This is a genomic window from Sulfurimonas sp., from assembly GCF_032250635.1.
Taxonomy (GTDB): Bacteria; Campylobacterota; Campylobacteria; order Campylobacterales; family Sulfurimonadaceae; genus Sulfurimonas.
Map to the genome: position 1 here is coordinate 1 of NZ_JAVVFL010000056.1, position 10856 is coordinate 10856.

Consider the following 10856-nt stretch of genomic DNA (forward strand, 5'->3'; position numbering starts at 1 on the left):
CATTTGCAAGTGCTTTTGCACTTATGCCAACAACATCAGCATCACGTTGATCATAAAGAATTGGGACACTTTTTTTATTGTAAACAATTTGGAACATAGGGCTTTCCGAATTTTGAGCCCAAACCGTATTCGGTACAATACTGAAACTAATTAATATCAATAGTAAAGGAATCATTCGATTTATTTCATCATACAGAAAAGATTGAATTATTTTTCTATTCATAAAAATCTTTTTGTGTTACGCTTTTTTGACTTTTTCTTCCAGCCAAAAGCGCCGCTTCATTAACAATGTTTGCCAAATCAGCTCCCGCCAAGCCTGCAGTCAAACGTGCAACCTCTTCAAGATCCACATCCTCATCAGTCTTAACACCCCTGACATGAACCTTTAAAATCTTTATACGCCCCTCGTAATCAGGCTTGTCAACCAACACCTGTCTATCAAAACGTCCCGGACGCAAAAGTGCCTGGTCAAGTATCTCAGGTCTGTTGGTTGCTGCCAAAATAATAACAGGAGTATCGGTTCCAAAACCGTCCATCTCTGCTAAAAGCTGGTTCAAAGTCTGCTCACGCTCATCGTTACCGCCCATGTTTGCACCTGCTGCACGACTTTTACCTATGGCATCAATCTCGTCTATAAAGATAATGCTGGGCGCATCTTTTTTTGCCTGCTCAAAAAGGTCACGAACACGAGCTGCTCCAACACCAACAAACATCTCTATAAAGCTAGATCCGCTTACAGAAAAAAACGGCACATCTGCTTCACCAGCAACAGCTTTTGCTAAAAGAGTCTTTCCTGTTCCGGGACTTCCTACAAGTAGAACACCTTTTGGTATCTTTGCGCCTATCTCGACATAACGACCCGGATACTTCAAGAAATCTACAATCTCTTGAACCTCTTCCTTCGCCTCTTCTACTCCGGCAACGTCATCAAACTTTGTTTTAGGTTTTTCGGAGTTGATCATCTTTTTAGAGCCGCCCATTCCCAAAATACCGCCGCCCATGCTTTTTTGCATTCTTCCAGCAAAAAACATCCATATTGCTATGATTATCAGAAAAGGAAAGAGCCATCCGAACATCTCTGTGAACCAGTTAGTTTCGCTAAAGCCCGTGTACTCGACATTTTGCTTCTCTAACTCCTCTGTTAACTTTGTATCGCCAGGAACAATCCTTGTTGTATAGAGCGTCATATCGTCTGCTCCAAACGCCTTAATATAGGTTTGTCCTATCTCAACTTTTTTTACGCTTTTTGATTCTATAAGCGACTTAAGCTCGGAGTAGCTTATCTGTTTTACTTTCTTATTACCGCCTGCTACTGCGTCTGAACCGCTGTTTTCGCCGATAAGTACTTTAAAAAGTAAAATAATTACTACCGAAAAAATCGCAAAGGTTATAAGCGGATTTTTATTAAAAAAATTATTCTCATCATTATTATCGTTCTTATTTTTCATATCTATTTTCTACCTTTTTTTAGTATTAAAGTGACCCACTCATCTTGGTCTATTTTTTCTAAAATTTCAAAATCTTGATAGTATTTTAAAACTTTTGCTTCATATTTATTTAATATTCCAGATAGCACAAGCACTCCACCCTCTTTTAAAACACTTTTTAAGTCATTTGCTATAAAGATGAGTACGTCTGCCACGATATTTGCTACGACAACGTCATAAACATCTTTTGCCTCAGAGCAGGAACCTTCCCACAGATTTTCAAACTCTACTGAGTTTAACTCTGCATTTTGCTTGCTGTTTTCTACGGATGCTATATCCGTATCGCAAGCATCTACGATAGCGCCTATTTTTATAGCCCCTATCGCTAAGATACCGCTTCCGCAGCCTACATCTAAAACTCTGTCATCTTTTTTTACATATTTTGCTATTGCTCTTAATGCTGATGCCGTTGTTGGATGATGACCCGTACCAAATGCCAGAGCAGGGTTTATTTCTATATTTATAAGCTCTTTATGCGGTGCATCCCATGTCGGATGAATGTAGAACTTATCGATTGTAAGCGGTTTTACGCTGTCTTGATAAAGCTGAACCCAATCACTATTCTTAAGTTTTGTCTGCTCGCACTCAATATCTATATTTTCGCCAAGAGCCTTTCCAAGAGCCTCTGCAAACTGCTCTAAACCCCAGACAATAGTCTCTAGATTATCTTCGCTTCTTATAATAAAACCGTCATCTGTCTCTTCAAAACCAATTGGTAGAGTATCTGTTAAAAAATCGCAAAATAGTGCATGATGAGAGGAGACACTGACTTTTAGCTCAAAGTAGTGTTCTTGCATTACACCTCAATACCCATAACAGCGCCAAGTTTCTCTTTTAAAACCTGTGGTGTAAACGGCTTAACAATGTAGTTGTTAACACCTGCTTTTAATGCGGTAATAACCTCTGTTTTACCACCCTCTGTTGTTACCATGATTATTGGCAAATCCTTAAATCTAGCATCTGCGCGAACTTTTTTTACAAGTTCTAGACCGTTCATTTCAGGCATGTTCCAGTCCGTAATGAGCATGTCTACATCGGGATTAGCATCCAGTGCGCTCCAGCCTTCAACGCCGTCAGCACCCTCTAGAATATCTTTATGACCGAGTCTTGACAATGTGTTTTTTATAATACGGCGCATTGTAGAACTATCATCGACAACAAGTAATTTCAAAGGAAATCCTTTTTATGAAAATTTGCAAATTAATAGGAAATAATATCTAAATTTTGTTAATTTTATGATAAAGAGCCGTTTAAACGAGGAGCTTAAACATTTTTGGCAAGTCAAGAGTCCCTTCATAGTAGGCCTTGCCGATAATTACGCCATCAACCAAATTTGTCGCAATTAGAGCCTCTATATCACTCTCATCTTTAACCCCGCCGCTTGCAATTGTACTCACTCCGCTTGCCTTTGCAATCTCAACAGTAAACTCTACGTTTACGCCTCCTAGAGTTCCGTCTTTACTAACATCCGTGCATATTATTGCTTCGACTCCGGCATCTGCAAATTGACGTGCCAAATCCGTTGCGCGCATAGAGCTCACCTCGCCCCAGCCCTCAACTGCTACAAACCCGTCTATTGCGTCAATTCCAACCGCTATAGGGTATTTTGCAGCCATCTCTTTTACAAACTCAGGATTTTTAACTGCGATTGAGCCTAAAATAACTCTGTCTATTCCGATCTCAAGCATTTTTATAATGGTTGCTTCATCGCGAATTCCGCCGCCGAGCTCAAGCTTTACACTGCAGTTTTGTCTGATTTTTATAATCTGCTCCAAGTTTTTCGGCTCACCTGCAAACGCTCCGTTTAAATCAACCAAATGCACCCACTCAGCACCCATCTCTTCAAACTTTTTCACAAGCATCCAAGGCTCATCTGAGTATATTTTTGCACTATCCATAAGACCCTTTGTAAGTCTTACCGCTTTTCCGTCTTTTAAATCAATCGCTGGGTATAAAGTCATGTAAATAAATCCTTAAATTATAAGCCACAAGTGGCGTGAGCCCTCTGCTGAAGAGAACTTAGTGTTAACGTAGCTAGCGGAATTACTTCCGATAGCGTGTCTATTATAGCCTTGTAAAATTTTCTAATATTTTAAGCCCATTTCTATGGCTCTTTTCTGGGTGTGGCTGAATTCCCATAACATTTTTACAAGCAACCGCAGAGGCAAACTCATAGCCGTATACGGTCTTGCCTATGATATCCTCTTCATTTTCACATACTGCGTGATAGGAGTGAACAAAATAGAGATAGTGCTCCTCGTCCAATCCTTCAAAAAGAGGATGTTTTTTTGTAAACATCCTGTTCCAGCCCATGTGCGGAACTTTGAGCGGCTCGCTAAATTTAGCTGTGTCAAAAGCTACAACTTTACCTTTAATAAGTCCCAACCCTTCATTGCTTCCAAACTCTTCAGAGCTCTCAAAGAGGAGCTGCATGCCAAGACATATTCCAAGAATAGGCTTGCCGCTTTGAGCAAACTCCCTTATGGCATCAATCATATTTCGCTCTCTAAGATGCTCCATTGCATCTCCAAAAGCCCCTACTCCCGGAAGAATCAGCTTCTCATAATCTTTAAATTTTTTCGGGTCGCTCTCGACAACGCTCTTTGCGCCTATTTTGACAAATGCGTTTTGAACACTTGCCAAGTTTCCCATGTTATAGTCAACTATTCCTATCATTCATCAATCTTTAATTTTGTAAATTTTATATAAACCGCCAATGTCACCAGAAGCATGGAGACTCCTCCGACGATATACATGGCATAAACCAGCTTCTCTGGGTCTGTAATTGCAAATTTGAAAACTAGCATAAGCGCCTCTATGGAGAGGGCTATGATAATTGAACCCAAAAACCGAACCATCGTTTTATGCGGACCGGAGATACTGTTCTCTTTGTTTCTGCCCAAAATCTCCTCTTCTATGAGGGTTTTTGCCAAATCAAAGATTGCAAGTGCAAGCGTAAGTAAAATTGTCGCTTCAAACACATCCTTGATTTTAAAATGACCGGGCGAAATCTCATAGACAAAAAAGCTCTGTATCCCTTTAAAAAAGAGTAGTATCGCAACCGCTATAAGCGCAAAAGAGAAAATTGCATAGGAGTACTTAAAAAGAGTTGTAAAAAACTTATCAAATTTGCTTGACCTTGAGATTTTAATAACCTCATTAAGCGGCATATCCAAGCATGCTATATATTTTAGCTCTCCATGCTCATCATAAACGGGTTGTGATGCCGTAACACACAGATTGCCCGTTATAAGCGAGGGATAGGGATCGGTTATCGTACATCTTCCCTCTTTTACCGCTCTGTAGTAGTAGGCGCGATCCGATCTGATTTTTCCAACATCTTCATCAATCTCTCCACCCGCTACAAAAGTGGGAGAGATCTGAATTCCGCGATTATCAAGAAGATAAACGCCGTCGCAATTTTGCAAATCCGCCTTAATCTTTAAAAGACGAGGCATTATCGACTCTACGGAGAGCGAAGGGAGTCTGTTTTGAATATTTTTTGAAAAAAGATAACAGAAATAGGCCCTTGCCTTGGTGCGACCTTCAGAAAAATTTTGTATATCTGCTATAACCATATTTTTTCTTGCCTTATTTACTGATGTTATGCACTAAAACGAACGCGTCCGTTTTAGCAGCAGGGACAAATGTCCCTACAACCCCCTAAAGCTACGAAAAACTTTGTTTTTCGAGAATTATAGTCGCAATTATACCAAAGGCATTGTTACATTTTGATATAATCTGCCTTTAAAATTAAATTGAGGTTCTTTTAATAATGGGTTTTAAACTTTTTTTACTGCTTGAAAAATTCTTGATGTTACTGCCGAAAAAAATAAGAAAAAGTTTTTTCGTTTTGTTGGCAAATATCGCATACTTTCTCTCATCAAGATACAGAAATATCGGTTTTATCAATCTAGATTTTGTTTTTGGCGACAAACTTACGCAAGAAGAGAAGAAAAAGATTGTCAAATACAGTTTTAAAAACTTGCTGCTAAATTTTCTGCATCTCATGGAAATTAGGCACATGAGTAAAGAGGATTTAGACAAAATAGTAACAATCAAAAACATTGAAGCTGTACAAAAAGCACACAGTGAGGGGCGCGGAGTGATCTACGTTACTTCACACTACTGTGCTTGGGAGCTTGGCGGAGCCTCAATAGGAGCTTTTGCAGAGCCTATCGCCGCCGTATACAAAAAAATGAAAAACAAAGATTATCAAAGATGGACATTGGAGTCACGAGAGAGATTTGGCAACAGCTCTTTGGAAAAATCAAATGTTGTAAGACCTCTTATAAAGCTTGTGAAAAACAGAGGCGCCAGCGGTATCTTAATCGATACGGCAATAAACAGAAGGGATGGTCTGGAGGTTGAATTTATGGGCAAACTTGTTCACCAGACATCAACTCCCGCCTATCTTGCGAGAAAATATAACGCGGCGATTATTCCGGTCGTCATGACAACGGATGATGAAGAGAACTATACCTTGAGATTTTTTGATGAGATTGAGGTGCTAAAGAGCGAAGATGAGCAAGCCGACATCTTAAGGGCTACACAACTTCAAGCAGATTGGCTCACTAAGCTAATAACTAATGAGCCAAAATTTTGGTTTTGGATACACCGAAGATTTAAGAGCAACTACCCAAAGATATACAAAAAAAACTAACTCTGCTCCGCTTTTGATTCACACTCTTTTGTTCTAGCCTCAAAAAGCTTTACAATTGTGAGGAAAAATGCGGTAATTGCAGGACCTAAAATCATTCCCCAGAACCCAAAAGTCGTAAGCCCCGCAATGATGGCAAAAAAGATAATAAGCTCATTCATCTTTGCATCATCCTCTTTTAAGAGCCTTAAATTGATCTCTTTTATGACCAAAGGCTTAATAAAAGTATCTGCAATTACAGATATAACGATAATAGAGTAAAGCGCTATAAATATGGCATTTGAGCTATTTCCCGCAGAAAACTCATAAAGTGCAAATGGAAGCCACATAAGAGTTCCTCCGACTACAGGAATCAGTGAAGCAAACCCATACATGATTCCAAACAAAAGCCCATTGTAACCCATGAAAGATATGGCTACTCCAAATAAAATGCCCTGAAACATAGCATTTGCGATGATTGAGTAAAAGACGACACTCATGACGGATGAGAGCTCTCTTGCTAAAAGCGTTGTCTCATCAACCGACATCTGAACAACTCTTTTTAGAAAATCTACTACATATCCACCGTTATATTGCGCAAAAAAGTAAAAAACTATTACCAAAAATGAATTTTTAAGATATCCGGCACTCAAAGAGCCTATATCTCCCGTAAAAGAGAGAATGTACGATGCGATAGAGTTAACATTTATATCTTTCATAAAACTTTCGGTATAAGGCTTCAAAAAGGAGAGATACTCGGGTGGAGATTGTAAAAACTCTTTTATGAATATTTCTATATTTTTAAAAACTATCGGGTCCATGCTGTTGAGTTTTATAGTAAGTGTTGCCAAAAAGTATCCAAGCGGCACAAAAAATAGAACTGCCAATAAGAAACTGGAGATAAGCGCGGCATAAAACTTTGACCTTAGTACTTTTTCAAAAAAATTCTGAATATTTGAGGTCGATATTGCCAGCAGTGCCGCAATAATCATTCCCATCAAAAACGGAGCATAGAGCATATACATCCAATAAAGCGATGTTGCAAAGAGTATGGCTACAAAATATTGCGGCTTCAAAATAGACCCCCCTCTTCCTGATATGGAAATTCGATGTTTAAAATCTCATAAGTACTTCTGGTCGCTCTTCTGCCTTTGGCGGTTCTCTCCAAATAGCCGTTTGCGATAAGGTAGGGCTCTAAAACATCCTCTACAGTTCCCTCGTCTTCGCTAAGGGCTGCCGCTATCGTACTTAACCCGATTGCTCTTCCGTTTGCTCCCACAAGAAGATTTAAGAGCTTTATATCCATCTCATCAAATCCATGTGAATTTATGCCCAGCTCTTCGAGTGCATATTTTGTTCTTGAGTGTGCTATATCTTTCTCATTTGCCACATCTGCAAAATCTCTTACACGGCGAAGAAGTCTAAGTGCAATACGGGGAGTTCCGCGGCTTCTTTTTGCTATTTCAACACACGCTTCATGCGCTATCTCTTTGTTTAACTTTCTAGAAGCTTGAGAGATAATTTTTGCAAGCTCATCAGCAGAGTAGAACTGCATTCTAAAGTTCATACCAAATCTGTCTCTAAGAGGGCTGGAGAGCATTCCGGCTCTTGTTGTGGCACCCACAAGAGTAAAGCGCGGCAGATCTATCTTTACGGTCTGCGCAGCAGGACCGCTTCCAATAATAATGTCGATTCTAAAATCTTCCATGGAGGAGTAGAGTATCTCTTCAACAGCCGGCGAGAGGCGGTGGATCTCGTCTATAAAGAGTATGTCACCCTCTTCCAGGTTTGTGAGGATTGCCGCTAAGTCTCCGCTTTTTTCTATCATAGGAGCGGCAGTCACTTTAATATTTGCATTCATCTCGTTTGCAATAATAAGCGCTAAAGTGGTTTTACCCAGCCCAGGAGGACCAAAAAAGAGGGTGTGGTCAAGCGCTTCACCCCTTATTTTACTCGCTTCTATAAACACGCCGAGGTTTTTTTTGATCTGCTCTTGCCCTATATACTCACTCCATGCACTTGGACGGAGTGTTATCTCGCAGCTCTCCTCGTTGTCAAATCTCTCTATCTCTACCAATCTTTCCATAATCTCTCTTAGTAGGTGTGTATGTCTTGAGGGAACTCGAGAGTTCTAACCTCATCGGAGTAGCTCTTTATAGCGCTTTTTACCAATGCCGCTCCATCCATATACTTCTTCACAAATTTAGGAGTAAACTCCTCAAAGAGACCAAGCATATCCGAAAAAACAAGAACCTGCCCATCTACATCTCTTCCCGCACCGATTCCGATAACAGGCACATTTACACTCTTTGCAACCTCTTTCGCAACATCGGCTTTTACGCCCTCTATAACCATACAAAATACGCCAGCCTTCTCTAGAGCTTTAGCATCTCTAATAAGCTGCTCCTGCTCCTCTTGGCTCTTGCCTTTTACTTTGTATCCGCCCTCTGAGCGAACGGCTTGCGGGAGTAATCCGATGTGTCCACAGACCGCTATACCGTTTGAGCAAAGATGCGCGATAATGTGCGCTTTATCTGCGCCGCCCTCTATTTTTAGGGCATCAACGGGAGTCTCTTGAAACACCTTTATAGAGTTTTTCAGAGCTTCCTCGGGGTTTGTGTATGTTCCAAAAGGCATATCGCAGATCAAAAAACTATTTTTAGCACCCTGTGCGACGGCATTTGTATGGTAAATCATCTGCTCGAGAGTCGCACTTAGCGTATCTGCTCTGCCTGCAAAGCTCATATTTAGGCTATCTCCAACCAAAATTATGTCACAACTAGGCTCCAGCAATCTCGCAAAAAGCGCATCGTAAGCAGTTATCATAACCAGCTTGGAGACACCTTTACTTTTTTTGATAGAAGTTATAGTCATTTTCTTAGTCATGTAAATACTCTTTCTTTATAATAAAAGGTATTTTAACTAAATATTGCTATAATTTTGACCATATAGGAGAAATATTTTATGGGCGTAAGAAGTGATTTAGATTCCAACTTTGATTATGAAATAGTCGATGAGTTTCTGGACCACTACTCTATGATGGTTGACTTTATGGAGAGTCTGATTATCGACCTTTCCAAGCCAAACATGTATGAGAGAAGCGTAAATGAGCTTTTTCGCATCTTTCACAATATCAAGTCGGCTTCAGGCTATTTAAAAATCGTACAAATGGCAAAACTTGCAGCTTTTGTTGAAGATACGCTCGAAGTCATAAGAACCGAGCATAAGAGCGTCAATGAAGAGACTGTAAACTGGCTGTTAAGCATCAGCGATATGTTTGCCATCTGGAGAGACGACCTCAAACATGACAACGAATTGAGCCATATAAAATATTCTCTACTTAAATTACCAGACTTGGAGAGCAGTTGAAAAAACTAGTGGCATATATAACATCCGGCTACCCGGAAAAATCTTTCAGTATTGACTTAGCACTGGCTCTAGGGGAGAGCGGCGTAGATGCCATAGAGCTCGGAGTTCCCTTCTCAGACCCCGTAGCTGATGGTCCATCCATCGAGGAAGCGAACCACAAAGCTCTTAAACTCGGTTTTAAGTTTAAACATCTTTTAGAGATATCAGAAGTTGTCGCTCCAAAAGTCGATACACTCTGGATGGGGTACTTTAACAGCTTTTACCAACATGACTTAAAGAGTTTGATTCCGCTTGCCAAAAAGATAGGAGTAAACGGGCTAATAATCCCAGACCTTCCATATGAAGAGACTCTCATCTACAAAGATCTTTTTGACTCAAACAGCATCTCAAACATCAGTTTTATCGCACCGACCGACACACAAGACAGAATAGAGAAGATTGTAAAAGAGTCCAAAAAATTTATCTACATGGTAGCGTACGCAGGAATAACAGGCTCAGGCGCATCTGAAGATCTCCAGCCCATACTCTCATCTATTAAAAAACATACGCAAACACCCGTATACGTAGGGTTTGGAGTAAATGAAAAGAGTGCAAAAGAGAAAGTAGAGGGTGCCGATGGCGTAATAGTAGGAAGCGCTTTTGTAAACATACTTTTAAATGATGCCCTAGCTTACAAACAAAAAATAGAGAAGTGTTGTGAACTTGCACAGATTATAAAAAATGAGATCAATAGCTAAATCTCTTTTTTATATTTCTCCATTTTGCAGTTAACATTCTATCTTTACCCGCTTATTGAATTTCATGAACGTTGCACTTTAAACTTAAATTGGCGTCGAATAGAATTATCGTTCTTAGAAGTTTGTGAATTTTGATTGAAAGTGTTTATTTTATAGGGAGTTTTCTTTATAGTATGGTGCGCCCGACACGATTTGAACGTGTGACCGCTGGTACCGCAAACCAGTGCTCTATCCAGCTGAGCTACGAGCGCACACCATCTCTATTAAAGAGACCGAAATTATATCACTCTTAACTTATACAATAATAAATTTGTCTTAAAATTCTAATTTTTTTGTTATTTCTTCTATTCTTTGTTCTTGTAGAAAGAGTTCATGGGTTTTACGGACATATGCTTGCATGAGAGTCTTTAGATCATTGTTGCCCTCTATGTTAAAATCTTTTCTCATCTGCTCCTGCAAGAAAACAGCGAAAGCCTCTTCAACATCAACATCAAAACGACGCCCGCCTATATTTAAACCAAGCTTTTTACTCATAATTCTAAGCCATTATACTTTCTAGTTTTTCTACTATAGCCTCTATTTCAAGCTCTTTTTGGGCATTTTGCTCTATCAATCTTGCTATCT

The 10856-nt window shown here is 39.7% G+C and carries 13 protein-coding genes, 1 tRNA gene and 1 pseudogene; 3 read left to right on the plus strand and 12 right to left on the minus strand.

The window, feature by feature from the left end; genetic code table 11:
• The 7 genes and pseudogenes from RQ763_RS04930 to RQ763_RS04960 all read right to left on the minus strand — a co-directional run.
• A partial coding sequence (locus RQ763_RS04930) for a hypothetical protein (RefSeq protein WP_314151540.1) occupies positions 1 to 223 on the minus strand: 223 nt, incomplete at its 3' end.
• Positions 219 to 1448 (minus strand): annotated as a pseudogene (locus tag RQ763_RS04935) (ATP-dependent metallopeptidase FtsH/Yme1/Tma family protein); the annotation flags it as partial. The gene RQ763_RS04930 and the pseudogene RQ763_RS04935, both read right to left, overlap by 5 nt.
• 2 nt (positions 1449 to 1450) lie before the next feature.
• The gene (locus tag RQ763_RS04940; protein ID WP_314151541.1) at positions 1451 to 2284 is read right to left on the minus strand and encodes a 50S ribosomal protein L11 methyltransferase; all 834 of its coding nucleotides are present in this window, start codon (positions 2282 to 2284) and stop codon (positions 1451 to 1453) included.
• Positions 2284 to 2658, minus strand: a complete 375-nt coding sequence (locus RQ763_RS04945; RefSeq protein WP_294927593.1) for a chemotaxis response regulator CheY — start codon at positions 2656 to 2658, stop codon at positions 2284 to 2286. The genes RQ763_RS04940 and RQ763_RS04945 overlap by 1 nt, the downstream gene beginning before the upstream one ends.
• A gap of 79 nt (positions 2659 to 2737) precedes the next feature.
• Complete coding sequence (gene hisA / locus RQ763_RS04950) at positions 2738 to 3448, minus strand: 1-(5-phosphoribosyl)-5-[(5-phosphoribosylamino)methylideneamino]imidazole-4-carboxamide isomerase (protein WP_314151542.1); 711 nt, start codon at positions 3446 to 3448, stop codon at positions 2738 to 2740.
• Positions 3449 to 3551: 103 nt separating this feature from the next.
• Complete coding sequence (gene hisH, locus RQ763_RS04955; RefSeq protein ID WP_314151543.1) at positions 3552 to 4163, minus strand: imidazole glycerol phosphate synthase subunit HisH; 612 nt, start codon at positions 4161 to 4163, stop codon at positions 3552 to 3554.
• Complete coding sequence (locus RQ763_RS04960; RefSeq protein ID WP_314151544.1) at positions 4160 to 5065, minus strand: PDC sensor domain-containing protein; 906 nt, start codon at positions 5063 to 5065, stop codon at positions 4160 to 4162. The genes hisH and RQ763_RS04960 overlap by 4 nt, the downstream gene beginning before the upstream one ends.
• A gap of 197 nt (positions 5066 to 5262) precedes the next feature.
• Here RQ763_RS04960 and RQ763_RS04965 point away from each other — a divergent pair, with 197 nt between their 5' ends.
• Positions 5263 to 6150, plus strand: a complete 888-nt coding sequence (locus RQ763_RS04965; protein WP_314151545.1) for a lipid A biosynthesis lauroyl acyltransferase — start codon at positions 5263 to 5265, stop codon at positions 6148 to 6150.
• On the opposite strand, the gene RQ763_RS04970 is transcribed toward RQ763_RS04965, so the two are convergent.
• The 3 genes from RQ763_RS04970 to panB are packed head-to-tail and all read right to left on the minus strand — an operon-like array spanning position 6147 to position 9012.
• Positions 6147 to 7202, minus strand: coding sequence for an AI-2E family transporter (locus RQ763_RS04970; protein ID WP_314151546.1), 1056 nt, complete (start codon positions 7200 to 7202; stop codon positions 6147 to 6149). The genes RQ763_RS04965 and RQ763_RS04970 overlap by 4 nt on opposite strands.
• Positions 7199 to 8212, minus strand: a complete 1014-nt coding sequence (ruvB, locus tag RQ763_RS04975; protein ID WP_314151548.1) for a Holliday junction branch migration DNA helicase RuvB — start codon at positions 8210 to 8212, stop codon at positions 7199 to 7201. Before ruvB ends, RQ763_RS04970 begins: the two co-directional genes overlap by 4 nt.
• Positions 8213 to 8220: 8 nt before the next feature.
• Positions 8221 to 9012 (minus strand): 3-methyl-2-oxobutanoate hydroxymethyltransferase, encoded by a 792-nt coding sequence (gene panB / locus RQ763_RS04980; protein ID WP_314151549.1) that lies wholly within the window; start codon positions 9010 to 9012, stop codon positions 8221 to 8223.
• A 78-nt stretch (positions 9013 to 9090) separates the two neighbouring features.
• Between panB and RQ763_RS04985 the strand changes: the two genes are divergently transcribed.
• Together RQ763_RS04985 and trpA are read left to right on the plus strand one after the other, a co-directional pair.
• Complete coding sequence (locus RQ763_RS04985; protein ID WP_314151550.1) at positions 9091 to 9495, plus strand: Hpt domain-containing protein; 405 nt, start codon at positions 9091 to 9093, stop codon at positions 9493 to 9495.
• Complete coding sequence (trpA, locus tag RQ763_RS04990; RefSeq protein ID WP_314151552.1) at positions 9492 to 10232, plus strand: tryptophan synthase subunit alpha; 741 nt, start codon at positions 9492 to 9494, stop codon at positions 10230 to 10232. Before RQ763_RS04985 ends, trpA begins: the two co-directional genes overlap by 4 nt.
• Positions 10233 to 10406: 174 nt before the next feature.
• On the opposite strand, the gene RQ763_RS04995 is transcribed toward trpA, so the two are convergent.
• Both RQ763_RS04995 and RQ763_RS05000 read right to left on the minus strand, forming a co-directional pair.
• Positions 10407 to 10483, minus strand: a tRNA-Arg gene (locus RQ763_RS04995).
• A gap of 64 nt (positions 10484 to 10547) precedes the next feature.
• Entirely contained in the window at positions 10548 to 10766 is a 219-nt protein-coding gene (locus RQ763_RS05000; protein WP_314151553.1) for a hypothetical protein, read from the minus strand.
• Between the last annotated feature and the right edge of the window lie 90 nt (positions 10767 to 10856).